Below are 18102 nucleotides of genomic sequence, written 5' to 3'. Positions count from 1 at the left end.
GAGGAGCGCAGGTCATGCCACGGACCGGTCATCACCGGCTACGGCGCGTCGCGATCGCCGTACTGCTCCTCGCGCCCGCAGCGGGCCTGCTGTGGGTCCCCTGGTACGCCGGTGCCGAACCGCGACTGGCCGGGACGCCGTTCTTCTACTGGTACCAGCTCGCCTGGGTGCCGGGGTGCGGCCTCTGCCTGCTCGCCGCGTACGCGCTGACGGAACGACAGCGAGACCGGCGCCCAGAACGGCGCCGATACCGCCCTCGCTGAGCCGCACCCTCCTTCTCCCTTCCTTCTCTCCGCCTGTCTTGCCGCACACCCGTTGAGGTCAGGAGCCGCCATGCCCACATCAGCCATGCCCGAAGCCGGCCGTACCGCGCCGGAAAAGCCCCGGATGTCACCGAAATCCCTCGCGATATGGATCACCGTCGCCCTCGTCGGCGCCCTCGGCTGGGCCGTGCTCGCCCTGTCCCGGGACGAGGAGATCTCCGCCGTCTGGCTGGTCGTGGCGGCCCTCGGCTCGTACGCGATCGCCTACCGCTTCTACTCCCGGTTCATCGCCCGCCGGGTCCTCCAGGTCGACGACACCCGCGCCACCCCCGCCGAACGGCTGGAGGACGGCGTCGACTACCACCCCACCGACAAGCGGGTGCTGTTCGGCCACCACTTCGCGGCCATCGCGGGTGCCGGTCCGCTGGTCGGCCCGGTCCTCGCCGCGCAGATGGGCTATCTGCCGGGCACCATCTGGATCATCGCGGGCGTCATCTTCGCGGGCGCCGTCCAGGACATGATCGTCCTGTTCCTCTCCATGCGCCGGGACGGCAAGAGCCTCGGCCAGATGGCCCGTGACGAGATCGGCAAGGTGGGCGGAGCCGCCGCGCTGATCGGCGTCTTCGCCATCATGATCATCCTGCTCGCCGTGCTCGCGATGGTCGTCGTCAACGCCCTCGCCGAGTCCGCGTGGGGCACCTTCTCGGTCACCATGACCATTCCCATCGCCCTCTTCATGGGCTTCTACCTGCGTTATCTGCGCCCCGGCCGGGTCGTCGAGACCAGCTTCATCGGCGTGGCCCTCCTCCTGCTCGCCATCCTCGGCGGCGGCTGGATCCAGGGCTCCTCGCTCGCCGAGTACTTCGTCTGGAGCCCCGAGACCCTGGTGTTCTGCCTGGTCGGCTACGGCTTCGTCGCCTCCGTGCTCCCCGTGTGGATGCTGCTCGCCCCCCGCGACTACCTCTCCACCTTCATGAAGGTCGGCACCATCGCCCTGATGGCCGTCGGCGTGGTCATCGCCGCCCCGAACCTCCGGGCGGAATCGGTCACCGAGTTCGCCCACACCGGCGCCGGACCGGTCTTCGCCGGCTCCCTGTTCCCCTTCCTCTTCATCACCATCGCCTGCGGCGCCCTCTCCGGCTTCCACGCCCTGGTCTCCTCCGGCACCACCCCGAAGCTGATCCGCAAGGAGTCCCAGGTCCGGCTCATCGGCTACGGCTCGATGCTCACGGAGTCCTTCGTCGCCGTGATGGCCCTGATCGCCGCGTGCGTCCTGGAGCCCGGCCTCTTCTACGCCATGAACTCCCCGGCCGCGCTGCTCGGCCCGAGCGTCGACACCGCCGCCGAGGCGGTCAGGAACCTCGGCTTCACCATCACCCCCGAACAGCTCACCGCGGCGGCCAAGGCCGTCGAGGAGGAGACCCTCGTCGGCCGCTCCGGCGGCGCGCCCACCCTGGCCGTCGGTATGTCGGAGATCTTCGCCGGGGTCTTCGGCGGCGCCGGGATGAAGGCCTTCTGGTACCACTTCGCGATCATGTTCGAGGCGCTGTTCATCCTCACCACCGTGGACGCCGGCACCCGCGTGGGCCGCTTCATGCTCCAGGACATGCTCGGCAACGTCTGGAAGCCGATCGGCCGGGTCACCTGGAAGCCGGGCATCTGGATCACCAGCGCCCTCGTCGTCGGCGCCTGGGGCTACTTCCTCCACGCCGGTGTCACCGACCCCCTCGGCGGCATCAAGCAGCTGTTCCCGCTGTTCGGCATCGCCAACCAGCTGCTCGCCGCGGTCGCCCTCGCCGTCACCACGACCGTCCTGATCAAGTCGGGGAAGCTCCGCTGGGCCTGGGTCACCGGCATACCGCTGGCCTGGGACGTGGCGGTCACCTTCACCGCCGGCTGGCAGAAGATCTTCTCCGACAACCCGGCGATCGGCTTCTTCGCCCTGCGCGACAAGTACGCGGCCGCCATCGACAGGGGCGAGTTGCTGCCCGGCGCCACGACCATGGACGACATGCACACCATCGTCCTCAACAACACGGTCGACGGTGTGATCATGGCGATCTTCCTCCTCCTCGTCCTCACGGTCCTCGTCAACTGCGCGGTGGTCTGCGTCCGCGCCGTACGCTCCCCGTCCCCGCTCCCGACGACCGAGGCGCCCTACGTCGAGTCCCGCATCGACGACCTGCCCGAGCGGTCCGACGACGACCTGGTGGAGGCCCGCCGATGACGGCCCCGAACGTCCGCCACTGGGCACGGACCGTGCGCTGGTACCTCCGGGAACTGATGGGGGAGGCCGAGTACGACCGCTACTGCGAGCGCCACCGCCGCCGGCACGCGGGCGCGCCGGTCCCGACACGCAGGGAGTACGACGTCCTGCGGACCCGCCGCCGGGAGGAGCGACCGGAGGGGCGCTGCTGCTGACGCACCGCCGGGCGCGGGTTCGTCGGCGGGTGCGGGTGGATGGGTGGTCGCGCCCACGCGGCGGAGCCGTATGTGTCACCGCCCCGCGCCCCTGAAGGCATGGGCCCGCGGCCCAGCCTTCTGCGAAAAGCAAGGGGCGGAGCCCCGGTCGCTTTTCAGGGGGCGCGGGGCACTGCGCGAACCACCCCCACCCACCCGCACCCGGCTCCGAACCCGCGCGCCCCCTTACCTGCCCTTTCCGCCCCCGACCGGAGCCGGCCCCGCGATGCTGAGACGCCGCCCCACCCCGCTGATCCGTCCCGCACTGGACGACGACCTCCTGCACGCCACCCTCACCGAACTCCGGCCCACCCAGCAGCTGCACGGCCTCGGCGCCGGCCGCACCCGGCCCGTCTGGGAACCGGTCGCCACGCTGCTGCACACCACCGGCCGGGACTGGGACCGCCGGACACACCGGATCGCCGTACTGGCCCGGCGTCTGCCCGCCGCCGTCTCACAGCGCTGGATCGCCGACCGCCCGGCCGACGGCGACGCCCTCGTCCTGCGGGCCTTCGTGGAGGCGGACCGGGCACCGGCCGCAGACCACGCGGCCGTCCGCCGCGCCGAACACCTCTGCCTCCGCGCCACCGAGGCGTGCCCCGAGGACCCCGCCCCCTGGCTGGCCCTGCTGTCCCTGATGCACTCCTGCGCCGTACCGGTCAAGGACGCGGTGCCCGTCTGGACGGAGGCGGTGAACCGGGCACCATGGCTGCGCACGGCCTACCACCGGCTGCTGCGCTACCTCTCCCCACGCGGCCACGGCACCGTCCCCGACATGATGGACTTCGCCTGGCAGGCCGCGGTCCGCGCCCCGCACGGCTCACCTCTCGCCCTGCTCCCCGTCGCCGCCCGTGTGGAACTCATGGCCCACCGCCAGGGGGAGACACCGATCGAGTCGCTGGGAACGGGCGGCAACTGGAACGAACCGCGGGCGGTCCACGAGATCGACCTGGCGCTGCGGAACTGGTTCGACGCCGCTGCCCCGCCCCACGCGGAAGCCGTCACCGACCTCAACGTCCTGGCCTTCGCCCTGACCCGCGCCCACCGCCCCGACGAGGCCGCCCCCGTCTTTCGCCGCCTGGGCCGGCACATGACCCCCCACCCCTGGAACCTGCTGCCGGAGCCGGAGCGGACCTTCACCTACTGGCGGGACAGGGCGACGGGGCGCTGACCCGGCGGACCGCTGCACGGGCGAGGTCTTGCGGGCCGGCCGGATGGGGCGAGGCGGCGACGCCGGGCGAGGCGGCTACGCCGGAGAGGGCGTCGTCGTCTTCTCCTCGTCGTCCGCCTGCTCGGCGGTGGCCGCGGCCGCCTCACGATCGCGGCGTTCCCGGCGGGCGAGGATGACGTAGCCGACGGGGACGGCCGCGGCGAAAAGCCACCACTGGAGGGCGTACGCGTAGTTCAGCGCGGCGTTCTCGTCGCCGGGGCTGCCGAGGGGTTCCGGGCTGTCGCCCTTCGGCTCGGGCGCCGTCTGCGCGACATACCCGCCGAGCACCCGGGCGTCGAGGCGCTTCGCCTCCTGCCCGCTGTTGATCAGCATGATCTGCCGGTCGGGCAGTCCCTTGAGGTCCTTGATCCCGCTGGCCTCGGTCGTCTCGTCGGGCATCAGCCGCCCGGTGACGGTGACCTCACCGGCGGGCGGCGCGGGGATCTTGGGGAACACGGTCTGGCTGGGCCCGGCCGAGGGGATCCAGCCGCGGTTGACGAGCAGGACCTTGCCGTCGTCGAGGACGAACGGCGTCAGGACGTGGAAGCCGACCTCGTCGTCGGCGTTGGTGCGGCGGCGGACGACGACCTCGTCGTCGGTGTCGAACCGGCCCTGCGCGGTCACCGTCCGGTAGCGCTCGGAGCTGGTCACCGTGTGCCCGGGGGACGTCAGCCGCTCCACGGGCACCGGCCTCGCGGCCAGCGCGTCGGCGACGAGCTGGTTCCGCGCGGAGCGCTCCTCGTACCGATGCATCTGCCAGAAGCCCAGCCTGACCATCGTCGGGATCAGGACGAGCGCGAGCAGAGTGAGGATCACCCACTGCCGGGACAACAGGAAGCGGTACACCCCACGACCGTACAACTCGGTCGTGGGGCGCGTTCGGGCGGGTGCACGCTCGGCCGGCCGGCTACGGCCTCGGGGGTCGGGGCGACCGTAGCCCGGCGGGACGGATCAGACCTTGTCGACGATCCCCACCCTCCCCTCGGCCCGCGCGCAATGGGCGCCGCAGTACCAGTGGCCCTCGACCTCGACTCCCTGGCCGATGATCTGCACGCGGCAGTGCTCGCAGATCGGGGCCATCCGGTGGATCGCGCAGGCGAAACAGTCGAAGACGTGCACCGCGCCCTGCGCGTGCACCTCGAAGGTCATGCCGTAGTCGTTTCCGCAGACTTCGCAACGTGCCATGCGCCACAGGGTGCGGCGCCGACGCGGTACGGGCGAGCGGACGGCGGGCGAGTCGCCCGGCAATCACCCGTACGCGCCCGTCTCACTCCTCGGCGGCGGGCTCCACGTCCCGCAGCAGCTGCCCGAACGCCGCCTCGTCGATCACGGGCGTCCCGTACTGCCGTGCCTTGACGGTCTTGGACGTGCCCGAGTCCGGGTCGTTGGTGACGAGCAGACTCGTCACCCGCGACAGGCTCGTCGCCACATGCAGTCCCGCCTCCACCGCACGGTCCTCCAGCAGCTCCCGCTCGACCGACGTGTCCCCCGAGAACGCGACCCGCATGCCCTGCTTGAGAGGTTTGCCCTCTTCGTACCGGCCGGGGTTGGGGTACGGGCACGGGGGCCGCTTGCGCGAGGGCCGCCAACTGCCCGCCCGGTAGCCACCGGAGGAGTAGCCGCCTGACGCCTGCCGCCCGATCGTCGGGGAGGCGGACCACTCGGTCAGCGGCCGGCACTCGAGCAGCGGCAACCGCACGCCCCGGCTCGCGGCGGCGTGCAGACTGGGCCGGAACGCCTCCGCCAGCACCCGCGCGTCGTCCAACGCGTGGTGGGCGCGCTGCTGTACGACACCGAAGTGCGCCGCGAGCGACTCCAGCTTGTGGTTGGGCAGCGGCAGCTCCAGCTCCTTCGACAGTGCGATCGTGCACAGCCGCTGCCGCACCGGCGCCTCGGTCTCGGCGCGCGCGTACTCCCGCGCGAGCATCGACCAGTCGAACACCGCGTTGTGCGCGACGAGTACGCGGTCCGCGAGCCGCGAGGACAACTCCTCGGCGATCTCCCGGAACAGCGGCGCCCCTTCGAGCACGTCGCTCGTCAGCCCGTGGATCCACACCGGTCCCGGGTCGCGCTCCGGGTTGACCAGCGTGTACCAGTGGTCCTCGACCTCGCCGCGCGCGTCCAGTCTGTACACAGCCGCGGAGATTATCCGGTCGTCCCGGGCGAGCCCGGTCGTCTCCACGTCAACAACCGCGTATCCCTGCGGATACGCGACCGGCCAGGGAGCTTGCGACGCGGCGGTCGAAAGGTCATCAAGCATGGTCCCTGAGGATACGGGCCACGACTGACAGCTCGTTACTCGACGGTGAGACGGTCCGGGGGGAAGAGGCCGGTGCCGAGCACCTCCGGGCAGTCACGGAGCTTGACGTGAACGTGGGCGAGGGGCGGCCACGGGTGCCAGGTCGACGGGGCCGCAGCGGAGGAGTCGGACCAGGCGCAGGGCGGGCAGTTCGGTGAGCGCCGCGAGGTTGTCCACGTGCCTGACGGTGCCGAGGTGGACCTCCGCCAGGTCGTGTCGGCCCGTCAGTTCGGCCAGGTCGACCCGAGGGACGTCGAGGATCTGAAGGGTGCGCAACGGGGAGAACACCCCGGCCGCGAGGAAACTCCGCCACTGGTGCTCCTCGTTCACCGTGAGCCAGCTCAGCGACGTCAGGGCTTCGAGCCCCGACAGTTCGGTGACGGCCGCCCCACCGAAGAGCAGCGCGCACATCAGGGAGCCTCGGTGCGGCCGCGTAACCGGGCGGGTACTTCGTCGACGCCGTCCACCAGCACCAACGCCCGCCCGGACGTGAGGAGTTCCGAGACCCAGCCGTCGGGCGGGCGCAGCGGCACCCCGGTGGCCGGCGGGAAGTCCTCCGGGGTCGGCAGGCCCGCGGGTGTGTCGAACGACCGCAGGCGCAGGACGAACGGCACGCACGGGTTCCACGCCGCCAGCTCCGGGCCGAAGCCGCGCCGGGCCGCGTTCAGGGCGAGCCACTGGACGAGGGTGGACTTGCCGGATCCGGCGGGGCCGCGCAGCACGAGCCGGTCGCAGTCGGCCAGCGCCTGCTCCACCTTGAGGGCTGCCGGCGCAGCACCGGGCGGGGCGAGGCCGTCGAGGGCGGGGTCGCCGGGGCGGTCACCGCTCACCATGAGGCTGATACACGCCGTGTCGAGCGGCCACTCGGCGCGGCGGCGGTCGCCGAGGGTGATGCCGAAGAGTTCCAGGCGGGACTGCGTCTCCGCGACGAAGTCCGCGTACCGCTGCTCGAAGTCGAGGGTCACGGCCCGGGGCGGGCGGCGGTCAGGTCGCGCAGCAGGCCCTCCGTACGGCCCGAGCGACGGGTGTGCTCCACCGCCGCCCTGGCCGCGAACGACGGCTCGGCGGTGAGCTGTTCGACCAGGTGCGCGCAGCACAGCCCGAGCAGGTCGTCGTAGAGGTCGAGGGCGCGGGAGGACAGGCCCGCGACGGGGGCGCGCAACTCCGTGCGCAGGCGCTCGGGGTCCAGGTCGGCCGCGAACAGACGGTCCACGGTGACGTCGGCGGCGGCGAAGGCGTCCTGCACGGCCGCGACCGCCGCGAGCCGCTCGTGCTCGGGCAGGGTGCCGTACCCGGCGACCGATCTGGCCAGGGACGACACCACCGTCGCCGCCAGTCGGGCCAGTGCCACCTCGATCCCCTGCATCGTGCCCCTCCCGTCGCGCCCCCGCACGAATGATCGGCGGCTGATCGGCGGCTCCCTTTTCGGGGCCGCCGGGAGCCGTCGTCCTGACCCTGCCCGCCGGATTGGTGGAGGACGCCAAGAAGCAAGCGCGTACCACCGGTAATACTTGTCAGTAACAACGTCTAGCCCCAGCTCACCAGCGGTTCTACGGTGCCCACATGCCGAACCTGCCCGATGTCGTGCTGTGGTCGATACCCGCGTTTGTGCTGCTCACCGTGATCGAGGTGATCAGCTACCGGCTCCATCCGGACGAGGATGCCGCCGGGTACGAGGCGAAGGACGCCGCGACGAGCGTCGGCATGGGACTCGGGAGTCTCGTGTTCGACTTCCTGTGGAAGATCCCGATCGTCGCCCTCTACACGGCGATCTACGAGCTGACCCCGCTACGTGTGCCCGTGCTGTGGTGGACGGTCCCGTTGATGCTGCTCGCGCAGGACTTCTTCTACTACTGGTCGCACCGTGGCCACCACGTCGTGCGGATCCTGTGGGCCTGCCACGTCGTGCACCACTCCAGCCGCAAGTTCAACCTCACCACCGCTCTGCGGCAGCCCTGGACCACCTGGACCGTGTGGCCCTTCTACGTCCCGCTCATCGCCCTCGGCGTGCACCCGGCGGCGCTCGCGTTCTGCTCGTCGGCCAACCTCGTGTACCAGTTCTGGATCCACACGGAGCGGATCGGCAAGCTGCACCCGGCGTTCGAGTTCGTGTTCAACACGCCCTCGCACCACAGGGTCCACCACGCCTCCCAGGGCGGCTACCTCGACCGCAACTTCGGCGGCATCCTCATCGTCTGGGACCGGCTGTTCGGCTCCTTCGTCGCGGAGACCGAGCGGCCCGTCTACGGCCTGACCAAGAACATCGGCACCTACAACCCGCTGCGGGTCGCCACCCACGAGTACGTCGCCATCGCCAAGGACCTGAGGGCGGCACAGAGTTGGAGTGAGCGGGCCGGACGGGTCTTCCGGGGGCCAGGCTGGGGGCCGGCGGCGCGGCGCGCGGCCGCAGAGGAGAGGCCGGCGGTCACGGAGACCGCCGCGTGAGCCGTGACACCGGACGTGTCGTCCTCGTCGGCTTCGGGCTCGCCGCCGCCGTCGACCTCGGCTCCCTCGCCGCCGGGTTCTCCCCCGGGCACATGGTCGCCAAGCCGCTGCTGATGCCGTTGCTCGCCGCGTACGTCCACGCACGCGGTGGCCCGCGGCTGCTGATCGCCGCCCTCCTCTGCGGCTGGGGCGGGGACGTCCTCCTCCTCTCCGACGCCGAGCCTGCCTTCCTCGCCGGGATGGGCTGCTTCGCGGCAGGCCATGTCTGCTACCTCGTCCTCTTCGGGAAGCGGGGCCGGCAGGCGAGCGCCTCGCACGAGGCCGCGGGCAAGGGCTCACCCGCGGCGGGGGAGCGGGGGTCGCGCGCGCGTGCCCTCCGGCTGCCCGCCGTGTACGCGCTAGCCCTCGTCGTCGCCGTGGCCGGCCTGTGGCCCGGGCTGCCGGCGGACCTGCGCGTGCCCGTCGCCGGGTACAGCGCGCTGCTGACCGCTATGGCGTGCTCCGCCGCACGGCTGGGTGCCGTCGCCGGTGCCGGGGGCGCGCTCTTCGTGCTGTCGGACATGCTCATCGCGACCGGGGTCGCCGAGTGGCCGCAGCTCCCACGCCCCGATCTGTGGATCATGCTCACGTACATCGCCGCCCAGTACCTGCTGGCCCGGGGCCTCCTGCGGGCCCTGGAGGCCGGGCTGCCGGCGCCCACCGGCGGCGGACCGGTTCCGGCGACGCCCTGAGCCAGGTCGGGCCCCGCCGCCAGTGCGCACCCTTTGTCGCCGACCGCCGGTGCTCACCCTCTGCCGCCCGGTATCGGCACTCACCAGCGGATCGGTACCGGCAGCGCGGTGAGCAGGCCCGACACCGCCACGACCACACCCAGGACCACCAGTTCCGCGCGGGCGGGGGCGCAGGCTTCCAGCGGATCGGTCACGTGCCGCAGCCGCAGCCGGGCCCGCAGGGCGAGCGCTGCGACGGCGGCCATGAGGAGCACCTTGGCGAGCAGGGCCCGCCCGTACGCCGTCTCCGGCAGCTGGTCGAGGACCGTGCCCGGCGGCATCCGTCGGAGCGTGCTCCACGACCCGGTGGCGGTCACGGCGGCCAGCAGAACCGCGGCCCCACGCGCGTACAGGCCCAGCAGCGCCGCGCCCGCCCCCGCCGTCGCGCGCCACGCGCGCGTGCCGAGGGTGCGCAGGACGGACAGCAACCCGCCCGCCCACAGGGCCGCGCACAGCAGGTGGACGAACGTCAGGGCCGTGCCGACGAGCGGGCCGTCCTCGACGGTGGGGTGTGCCCGCAACGCCTCCGCGACGACGATCGCCGTCAGCGGCACCACCTGGGTGAGCGGGCGGCGGGACCGGGCGCACAGGGCCACCGCCGCGAACGCGTTGACCTCCAGCAGGGCGAGCCGGCCGTCCCGCGTCGCGTAGAGGCCGCCGACGTCGATGTCGGCGGGGGAGTCCGGCACGAGGTTGCCGGTCGCCACCACCGAGGCCAGCCCCAGCGCGGCCACGCAACCGGCGGCCGCCGCCCCCGCCGCCCAGCCGCGTGGCGTCTGTCGGGGGCCGCCGGGCACCCGCCGGGCCAGCCACACGACGAACAGCTCGCCCGCCGGTACGCACAGCGCGGCCAGCAGCACGGTCCGCAGGAGAGCGACCCCGCCCGCCCCGGGAGCCCCGGCCTCACCGGTGCCGTCCAGTGCGACCCGCGGCCCGAACAGCGGGATCAGCGCGCCCACCGCCAGCAGCAGAAGCAGCCCGACCGCCCGACCGGCGCCCGTCGGCACCCACCCCACGTGCCGCGGTCCGGAAGGCCGTTCCCCGGCGCCGATGGAGGGCGGCCGCCCGGCCTCCCGAGCCCCGGTCTCCCGCGCCCCGCTCTCCTCCGCCCTCCGTCTCGTCAGGCTCACCCCCGAAAAGTCCCCCGGTCGCACCAGAACTGGGCAAGTACCGGAAAATCTCCGGCAGTTCGACATTCCACCCATCCGTACGACCCGAGGCGGCCGCTCTCTCAGGACGGCACACGCGCAGAGAAGCACCAGGGAGGCGCATGTCTCAGACGCGCGCCGTCTCCTCACGCCCTCGCGCCACCGCTGTCCGCACCGGGCGCCTCACCCCCACCTGGCCTCGTCCGCTCCCCAGGGCCCCGGCGGCCGAGCCCAGTCACCCGGTCCGCCCTCGAAGGACACCGGCGGCAGCGCGTACCGCAGCCGTCCGACGGGACTGTCCCGCTCGGCGAGCCGGCCCTCCGCCCCGTCGAACGCCCCGCCCCCGCCCCCACCGCCACCGGCGCGCGGCGCCTCCCCGCGCCGCCCCTCCCCGCGCAGCCCTTCCCCTCCCCGCGCCGCACTCTCCAGGAGCCACGCCGCCGTCCGCGCCAACGACAGCCGTACGACCCGTCCGTGACCGTCCGCCGACCCCTCGGTGAGCGACCGCAGCACGGCCGCCGCCAGCAGATACCCCGTTCCGTGGTCGAGGGCCTGCGCGGGCAGCGCGCCCGGCCGCTCCGCCGAACCCTCGGCCACGGCGATCCCGGTCGCCACCTGGACGAGGCTGTCGAAGCCCCGCCGTCCCGCCCACGGCCCGTACGGGCCCCACGCCGACAGCTGCGCCACGACGAGGCCGGGCCGCCGGGCGAGCAGCGCCTGCGGGGAGAGGCCGAACCGGTCCAGCGCGCCCGGCCGGTACCCGGTGACGACGACGTCCGCGTCGGCCAGCAGCTCCTCGAAGACACGCCGGTCGGCGGCGCGAGTCAGATCCAGTGCCGTCGACCGCTTCCCGAAGCCGGTGTCGATGTGCTGGTCGGGGAGTTCGGGCGTCCCCGGCGGGTCGACGCGCAGCACGTCCGCGCCCAGCAGGGCGAGCGTGCGGGTGGCCACCGGGCCCGCGATCACCCGGGTCAGGTCGAGGACTCGGACTCCGGCGGCGGGCAGCAGCGGGGTCCCACCCGACAAGACCGCAGCCGCGGCCACCGCCGCAGCCTTCGGCGCGTCCGAAGGTGGCCTCACGCGCGCGTGCGCGGTGTCCGTCCGGTCGTGCTCGACGAGCGGCCCGGCCGCCACCGCCGCGGCCTGGTCGTGCGCCGCCCACTGCTCCGGCGTCCGCAGCGCGACCGCGAGACCCCCGGCCGCGTACACCGTCTCCTCGATCTCCAGCGACGACCGTTCGGCGAGCGCCGCCCCGACGGCGGTCGCGTCACCCTCGGGCAGCCCCAGCGCGGACAGCAGGCGCGCCCGGTGGTGCGGGTAGTTGGCGTGCGTCCGCACCCAGCCGTCCGCCGTGCGCCAGAAATGCGACAACGGGGCGAAGGCGACCGGCGCCCGCCCGTCGATCAGGAGGTGCCGCTCGCTCACGAAGGCCGTGGCCACCGCCCTGTCGTCCACCCTTACGCGGGGCACCTCCGTGAGCCCGGCCCGCAGCGCGCCCAGCTCGGCGGCGGCCAGCGCGCACACGCCCACACAGGCCCGCGCCAGCTCTCGTACCGGGAGGCGAGCGGGCAGCGCCCCCTCCCGTACGACCGCCGACACCCGGGGCAGCAGGCCGGGGTCGCCGCCCAGCGCCGCCCACGCCGACGCCAGGCTCACATCCATGCCCGCACCCCTGCCCCCGCTCACGCCCGCACCCTTGTTCGCGTTCTTGCCCGCGCCCGTGTCCGCGCCCATGTCGGTCATGCGCCCACTGTGCGGTGTGGACGGGATCAACACGGGTGCCGGGGCAGCGGAAGGGCCGGACGGTACCCGACCGCCCGGCCTCGACGCTCCCCGGAGGAGAGCTTCTCCTTGATGACCTTCTCGTTGGTGAGCTGCTACTTGGTGACCGCGTCCAGCGCGTCCGCCGTGCCGAAGCCGTAGAAGCCGTTGTAGTTCTTCGGCCCCTCGCACACCGCGTCGACCTTGCCGTCACCGTCGAGGTCGTACGGGTCCGTGCACGGTGTCGCGTCGGCCTGCGCGTACAGCAGGGCCTTCACGAGCGGTGCCGGCGCGTACGGGTGCGTCGACTTGATGAGGGCGGCGACACCCGCGACGTGCGGGGACGCCATCGACGTGCCCGCCATGTACCCCCACCGGCCGCCGGGCAGCGGGCCCAGGATGAGGCCGCTGGTGGCGGGCGGCGTCGGGGTCTGCAGACGGGTCGAGTCGCCGCCGGGCGCGGCGATGTCGATGACGCCCAGACCGTGGTTGGAGAAGGACGACTTGACGCCCTTCGCGCCGGTCGCGGCGACCGTGACGACACCGGGCAGCTGGGTCGGGATGTCCAGGCACTTCGACGGGTCGATCACCCGGTCCGACGGCGTCGTGTCGTTCGGGGACGTCGGGTCGGTGATCTCGTCGGCCGCGAGGTCGTAGTTCTCGTTGCCGGCCGCCGCGACGTTGACCGTGCCCTTCTTCTCCGCGTACCGGGACGCCCGGGTGATGGCCTCGACGAGCGCCTTCTGGTCCGGGTCGTTCTTGCAGTTGAAGTACCAGGGGTCGGTGTAATAGCTGTTGTTGGTGACGTCCACGCCGTGCTCGGCGGCCCACATGAAGCCGCAGACCACGGCCTCCGTGTAGAAGAAGCCGGCCGTCGTGGACACCTTGATGCCGGACACCTTCACGCCCGGTGCCACACCGGTGACGCCGACGCCGTTCTTGGCGGCGGCGATCTCCCCGGCCACATGTGTGCCGTGGGGGCTCTCCGTGGGTCCCGGCCGCCAGGCGCCGTCGGTCGTGTCGGGCTTGCCCGAGACACAGTTGACCGACGCCTTCCGGTCGAAGTTCGGCGCGATGTCGGGGTGGGTGTCGTCGACACCGGTGTCGATGACGGCGACCGTGACGTCCGGGCTGCCCAGGGACACCTCGTGGGCCTTGTCCGCCTTGATGGCCGGCAGGTCCCACTGCAACGACTCCAGCGGGTCCTGGCCCGCCGCGGCGTCGGCGGCCGCGATCTCCTCGGCGGTCAGCACCTTGGGGGTGCCGACATCGGTGGTGGACTGCGCGGGCAGCGGCGCGGTGCGCGTGGCACCGGCCGACTCCACGCCCCGCACCCGGCGGATCGCGGGCGCGAAGTCGGCGTTCGCCGAGTGGACGACGATGACGCCGATCCTGTCGTACGACGTCACGATGGTGCCGCCCGCCTCGGTGATGGCCTTCTTCACCTTGGCGGACGGACCGTGACCGGGGCGGACGTTGACCACGTAGCTGAGCTGTGTCGCGTCGGCCGCGGCCCCGGCGGTCACCTCTGCCGCCGAGGCCGTGGCGCCGGGTATGACGACCACTGCCGTCGCCAGGACCATCCCCAGGGGGATCGCCGCCAGGCGACGCGAGCGCTTGCTGAGCGCTGTCATGCTGTCTCCAGTTCGTTTCGCGTGATGAGCGGTACGAGCTGTGCGGGAACCGTTCCCCCCGGGGTGCCGGTCCGCCCCGGTGGTGGGTTACTTGACGGCCTTCAGGGCGTTGACGATGCCGTGCCCGTAGAAGCCGTTGGCGCGGGGACCGCCCTCGCAGACGGCGTCCGGCGTGCCGTCGCCGTTCTGGTCGTACGTCGTCGGGCAGGCCTGCTTGTCGGCCTGGGCCTTCATCAGCCACTGCAGCTGCTTCGGGGACGCCCACGGGTGCGTGGACTTCAGCAGCGCGGCCACGGCGGAGGCGTGCGGCGCCGCCATCGACGTGCCCTGGAGGAAGCCGTACTTGCCCTCCGGCATCGTGGACAGGATGCGGCCGTCCTTCGACGGGGTGTCCGGCAGCTGGTAACGGCGGTCGCCGCCCGGCGCCGCGATGTCGACGACGCCGTTGCCGTACGTCGAGTAGTACGACTTCTCGTTCTTCACGCCCGTCGCGCTCACCGTGACGACACCCGGCAGCTGGGTGGGCACGTCGAAGCACTCGCTCGGGTCGATGGTGCGCGTCACCGGAGTGGTGTCGTTGGGGCTGGTGGCGTCCGCGATCGCGTCGGAGGCGAGGTCGTGGTTGGAGTTGCCCGCCGACGCCAGGTTCAGCGTGCCCTTCTTCTGGGCGTACAGCTGGGCCCGGTTGACCGCGTCGACGATGGCCTTCTGGTCCGGGTCCTCCATGCAGTTGTAGAGCCACGGGTCCACGTAGTAGCTGTTGTTCGTGATCTCCACGCCGTGGTCGGCGGCGAACACGAACGCGCAGACGACGCTCTCCGCGTAGAACAGGCCGCTCTTCTTGTCGGTCACGTTGATGCTGGAGACCTTGACGCCGGGAGCCACACCTGCGACGCCTATGCCGTTGCGGGCCGCGGCGATCTCACCGGCGACGTGCGTGCCGTGGTAGTCGTCCACGGTGTACGGCCGCCAGGCGCCCTCGCTGGTGTCCGCGACCCCGCCGTCGCAGTTCGCCGACTGGGACTTGGAGAAGTTCGGCGCGAGGTCCGGGTGGGTGTCGTCGACGCCGGTGTCGATGACGGCGACCGTGACCCTGCTGCTGCCGTCGTTGATCTTGGCGGCCTTGTCGGCGCCGATCGAGCGCAGGTCCCACTGGTCGGCCTCGAGCGGCTCGGCGTCGGGGATGTCGGCGGAGGCGGCCTTCACCTTCGCGGCCTCCGCGTCCGTCAGGAAGTCGACGGCGCCCTCGTCCGTCGTCCCCGCGGGCGCCAGCGGCGCGGTACGGGTGAGACCGGCCGACTGCACACCGCGCGTGGCACGCATCGTCGCGCCGAACTCGGGGTTGGTCGAGTGGACGACGATCACACCGATCCGGTCGTACGTGATGACGACCTTGCCGCCCGCCGCGGCGATCGCCTTCTGCACCGAGGCGATGGTGTGCCGGTCGGTCCGGGTGTTCACGACGTACGAGAGGTTCGGGCCCTCCGCGGTGGCGGTCGCGGCGGTGGGTGCGGCGAGCGGCGCCGCCGAGGCGACACCCGGCAGGAAACCGAGTGAGGCGGTCAGCGAAAGAGCCACCGGTACCGCGAGCGCGAGCCGCCGGCTGGAGCGCAGATGAGCCATGGGATCTCCACATCATCCTCAAAGAAACCGGCTCAGGGCACATCAGTGCCTGGGCAGGTGCATGACTGGGTGGTGCGCCCCGAAGCTATCCCCCGCCGTCCCTGGCCAGCAATGACTTGAGAGGACCCCGGGCGAAGTAGAGGGGTATCCCTTACCGCCACGCCTGTGTCGATCCGTCGCCGAATCGATTCTCGAAAGAACGACAGACGGTTGAACCGGTCCTCGCGTGCCGCCGTGACGTTGAGCAGGGAGCCCGAGCGCGATCGTGCGCCCCATCACCGCTAGGAACAGAGCCGATCAGATGTCCGAAATCGACCCGTCCCCCGATCCGACGGCGAAATCGTCCCCATCCACCGTCGCGACCGCGGCGGATAAGCGAGGAGACTCCGTGGCAACCGACGCACCGCCCCCCGCGAAGGCAGAACACCATCTCCCCTCGGCCGAGGAGTTCACCACGGTCCAGGAGAGCGCCGAGTTCGGTGAACTGCGCCGCTCCTACCGGTCGTTCGCCTTCCCGCTGACCGTCGCCTTCATCGCCTGGTACCTGCTGTACGTCCTGCTCTCCAACTACGCCGGCGACTTCATGGGGACCAAGCTCCTCGGCAACGTCAACATCGCCTTCGTCCTCGGCATCGCCCAGTTCGTCACCACGTTCCTCATCGCCTGGTGGTACTCGCGGCACGCCGCCGCGAAGCTCGACCCCAAGGCCGAGGCGATCAAGTCCCGGATGGAGGGCGGCGCATGAGCCCCGTTCAGCAGACAGTCCTCGCGGCCAACGAGGCCAGCGAGCACCGGCCGCTCATCATCACCCTGTTCGGGCTGTTCGTCCTCGCGACGCTCGCCATCACCGTCTGGGCCGGCCGCCAGACCAAGGACGCCGCCGACTTCTACGCGGGCGGCCGCCAGTTCAGCGCCTTCCAGAACGGCCTCGCCGTCTCCGGCGACTACATGTCCGCCGCGTCGTTCCTCGGCATCGCGGGCGCCATCGCCCTCTTCGGCTACGACGGCTTCCTCTACTCCATCGGCTTCCTGGTCGCCTGGCTGGTCGCCCTGCTCCTGGTCGCCGAGCCGCTGCGGAACTCCGGCCGCTACACCATGGGCGACGTCCTCGCGTACCGCATGCGCCAGCGCCCCGTGCGCACCGCCGCCGGCACGTCCACGATCGTCGTGTCGATCTTCTACCTGCTGGCCCAGATGGCGGGCGCGGGCGTCCTCGTCTCCCTGCTCCTCGGCATCACCTCCGACGCCGGCAAGATCCTGATCGTCGCCCTCGTCGGCGTCCTGATGATCGTCTACGTCTCCATCGGCGGAATGAAGGGCACCACCTGGGTCCAGATGGTGAAGGCCGTGCTGCTGATCGGCGGCACGCTCCTCATTACGTTCCTGGTGCTGCTGAAGTTCAACTTCAACATCTCCGATCTGCTCGGCACCGCCGCCGAGAACAGCGGCAAGGGCGCCGCCTTCCTGGAGCCCGGCCTCCAGTACGGCGCGACCGGCACCTCCAAGCTGGACTTCATCTCCCTCGGCATCGCCCTGGTCCTCGGCACCGCCGGCCTGCCGCACATCCTGATCCGCTTCTACACGGTGCCCAACGCCAAGGCCGCCCGGAAGTCCGTCAACTGGGCCATCGGCATCATCGGCGGCTTCTACCTGATGACCATCGCCCTCGGCTTCGGCGCCGCCGCGCTGATCGACCAGAAGGAGATCATCGCCTCCAACCCGTCCGGCAACACGGCGGCCCCGCTGCTCGCCCTGCACCTGGGCGGCGTCGACTCGGCCTGGGGCGCGATCCTGCTCGCCACGATCTCTGCGGTGGCGTTCGCGACCATCCTCGCCGTGGTCGCCGGCCTCACCCTCGCCTCGTCGTCGTCCTTCGCGCACGACATCTACGCCAACGTCATCCGCAAGGGGAAGGCGTCCGGCGCCGAGGAGGTCCGCGCGGCCCGCTGGGCGACCGTCTTCATCGGCATCGTCTCCATCGGCCTCGGCGCCCTCGCCCGCGACCTCAACGTGGCCGGCCTGGTCGCGCTCGCCTTCGCGGTCGCCGCCTCCGCCAACCTGCCGACCATCCTCTACAGCCTCTTCTGGAAGCGGTTCACCACCCAGGGCGCGCTGTGGTCGATCTACGGCGGTCTGATCGTCGCCGTCGGCCTGGTGCTGTTCTCCCCCGTGGTCTCCGGCGACCCGAAGGCGATGTTCCCCGACGTCGACTTCCACTGGTTCCCGCTGAAGAACCCGGGCATCATCTCCATCCCGTTCGGCTTCCTCATGGGCTTCCTCGGCACCGTCCTGTCCAAGGAGAAGCCCGACGAGGCCAAGTACGCCGAGCTGGAGGTCCGCTCCCTCACCGGCACCGGCGCGCACTAGGGGCGTGTTGCGAAGGGGTCGTCGTAGGGATCTACGGCGGCCCCTCGCCGTGTCTCGTGGGATCGGGCCTGTGATGTCGTCACCGGTGTCACGTAGGCTCGCAGGTGTCAGGGAACGACTGA

General features: G+C 71.9%; 18 protein-coding genes. 8 read left to right on the top strand and 10 right to left on the bottom strand.

Annotated features, from left to right (window positions below):
- Window positions 1-14: 14 nt before the first annotated feature.
- The 4 genes from ACZ4Z3_RS04155 (at window position 15) to ACZ4Z3_RS04140 (ending at window position 3894) form a co-directional block, all read left to right on the top strand.
- Window positions 15-263 carry a DUF3311 domain-containing protein gene (locus ACZ4Z3_RS04155; RefSeq protein ID WP_468499579.1) on the top strand — a complete coding sequence of 83 codons (249 nt, stop codon included), beginning with the start codon at window positions 15-17 and terminating at the stop codon, window positions 261-263.
- 70 nt (window positions 264-333) lie between these two features.
- Window positions 334-2490, top strand: coding sequence for a carbon starvation CstA family protein (locus tag ACZ4Z3_RS04150; RefSeq protein WP_468499578.1), 2157 nt, complete (start codon window positions 334-336; stop codon window positions 2488-2490).
- Entirely contained in the window at window positions 2487-2684 is a 198-nt protein-coding gene (locus ACZ4Z3_RS04145) for a CstA-like transporter-associated (seleno)protein (protein ID WP_468499577.1), read from the top strand. Before ACZ4Z3_RS04150 ends, ACZ4Z3_RS04145 begins: the two co-directional genes overlap by 4 nt.
- 265 nt (window positions 2685-2949) lie before the next feature.
- Window positions 2950-3894, top strand: a complete 945-nt coding sequence (locus ACZ4Z3_RS04140) for a hypothetical protein (RefSeq protein ID WP_468499576.1) — start codon at window positions 2950-2952, stop codon at window positions 3892-3894.
- A gap of 75 nt (window positions 3895-3969) precedes the next feature.
- Here the strand turns inward: ACZ4Z3_RS04140 and ACZ4Z3_RS04135 are convergent, their stop codons facing one another.
- The 6 genes from ACZ4Z3_RS04135 to ACZ4Z3_RS04110 all read right to left on the bottom strand — a co-directional run bounded on the left by ACZ4Z3_RS04135 (window position 3970) and on the right by ACZ4Z3_RS04110 (window position 7625).
- The gene (locus ACZ4Z3_RS04135; RefSeq protein WP_468499575.1) at window positions 3970-4779 is read right to left on the bottom strand and encodes an SURF1 family cytochrome oxidase biogenesis protein; all 810 of its coding nucleotides are present in this window, start codon (window positions 4777-4779) and stop codon (window positions 3970-3972) included.
- A gap of 105 nt (window positions 4780-4884) precedes the next feature.
- Window positions 4885-5118 carry a hypothetical protein gene (locus tag ACZ4Z3_RS04130; protein WP_079049939.1) on the bottom strand — a complete coding sequence of 78 codons (234 nt, stop codon included), beginning with the start codon at window positions 5116-5118 and terminating at the stop codon, window positions 4885-4887.
- Window positions 5119-5200: 82 nt separating this feature from the next.
- Window positions 5201-6193 carry a DEDDh family exonuclease gene (locus tag ACZ4Z3_RS04125; RefSeq protein WP_468499574.1) on the bottom strand — a complete coding sequence of 331 codons (993 nt, stop codon included), beginning with the start codon at window positions 6191-6193 and terminating at the stop codon, window positions 5201-5203.
- A 93-nt stretch (window positions 6194-6286) separates the two neighbouring features.
- Window positions 6287-6643 (bottom strand): hypothetical protein, encoded by a 357-nt coding sequence (locus ACZ4Z3_RS04120; RefSeq protein ID WP_468499573.1) that lies wholly within the window; start codon window positions 6641-6643, stop codon window positions 6287-6289.
- The gene (locus tag ACZ4Z3_RS04115) at window positions 6643-7197 is read right to left on the bottom strand and encodes an NACHT domain-containing protein (RefSeq protein WP_468499572.1); all 555 of its coding nucleotides are present in this window, start codon (window positions 7195-7197) and stop codon (window positions 6643-6645) included. The genes ACZ4Z3_RS04120 and ACZ4Z3_RS04115 overlap by 1 nt, the downstream gene beginning before the upstream one ends.
- The gene (locus ACZ4Z3_RS04110) at window positions 7194-7625 is read right to left on the bottom strand and encodes an NACHT N-terminal Helical domain 1-containing protein (protein ID WP_468499571.1); all 432 of its coding nucleotides are present in this window, start codon (window positions 7623-7625) and stop codon (window positions 7194-7196) included. Before ACZ4Z3_RS04110 ends, ACZ4Z3_RS04115 begins: the two co-directional genes overlap by 4 nt.
- Window positions 7626-7795: 170 nt before the next feature.
- On the opposite strand from ACZ4Z3_RS04110, the gene ACZ4Z3_RS04105 reads away from it, so the two are divergent.
- Window positions 7796-8677 carry a sterol desaturase family protein gene (locus ACZ4Z3_RS04105; protein WP_468499570.1) on the top strand — a complete coding sequence of 294 codons (882 nt, stop codon included), beginning with the start codon at window positions 7796-7798 and terminating at the stop codon, window positions 8675-8677.
- The gene (locus ACZ4Z3_RS04100) at window positions 8674-9408 is read left to right on the top strand and encodes a lysoplasmalogenase (protein ID WP_468499569.1); all 735 of its coding nucleotides are present in this window, start codon (window positions 8674-8676) and stop codon (window positions 9406-9408) included. Before ACZ4Z3_RS04105 ends, ACZ4Z3_RS04100 begins: the two co-directional genes overlap by 4 nt.
- Window positions 9409-9488: 80 nt before the next feature.
- Here ACZ4Z3_RS04100 and ACZ4Z3_RS04095 read toward each other — a convergent pair whose 3' ends face one another.
- From ACZ4Z3_RS04095 to ACZ4Z3_RS04080, 4 genes are all read right to left on the bottom strand, one after another.
- A complete protein-coding gene (locus tag ACZ4Z3_RS04095; RefSeq protein ID WP_468499568.1) occupies window positions 9489-10577 on the bottom strand; it encodes a CopD family protein in 1089 nt (362 codons plus the stop codon).
- Between the two features lie 201 nt (window positions 10578-10778).
- Window positions 10779-12257, bottom strand: a complete 1479-nt coding sequence (locus ACZ4Z3_RS04090; RefSeq protein WP_468500192.1) for a CoA transferase — start codon at window positions 12255-12257, stop codon at window positions 10779-10781.
- Window positions 12258-12472: 215 nt separating this feature from the next.
- Window positions 12473-13990, bottom strand: coding sequence for a S8 family peptidase (locus tag ACZ4Z3_RS04085; protein ID WP_468499567.1), 1518 nt, complete (start codon window positions 13988-13990; stop codon window positions 12473-12475).
- A gap of 87 nt (window positions 13991-14077) precedes the next feature.
- Entirely contained in the window at window positions 14078-15613 is a 1536-nt protein-coding gene (locus ACZ4Z3_RS04080; protein WP_468499566.1) for a S8 family serine peptidase, read from the bottom strand.
- Window positions 15614-16001: 388 nt separating this feature from the next.
- Between ACZ4Z3_RS04080 and ACZ4Z3_RS04075 the strand changes: the two genes are divergently transcribed.
- Both ACZ4Z3_RS04075 and ACZ4Z3_RS04070 read left to right on the top strand, forming a co-directional pair.
- Complete coding sequence (locus ACZ4Z3_RS04075) at window positions 16002-16358, top strand: DUF485 domain-containing protein (RefSeq protein WP_355403893.1); 357 nt, start codon at window positions 16002-16004, stop codon at window positions 16356-16358.
- Window positions 16355-17980, top strand: coding sequence for a solute symporter family protein (locus ACZ4Z3_RS04070; protein ID WP_055515512.1), 1626 nt, complete (start codon window positions 16355-16357; stop codon window positions 17978-17980). Before ACZ4Z3_RS04075 ends, ACZ4Z3_RS04070 begins: the two co-directional genes overlap by 4 nt.
- Window positions 17981-18102 lie beyond the last annotated feature (122 nt).

It is taken from the genome of Streptomyces sp. NPDC030296 (genome assembly GCF_055572815.1).
This window is presented reverse-complemented; position numbering and strand designations above follow the sequence as displayed.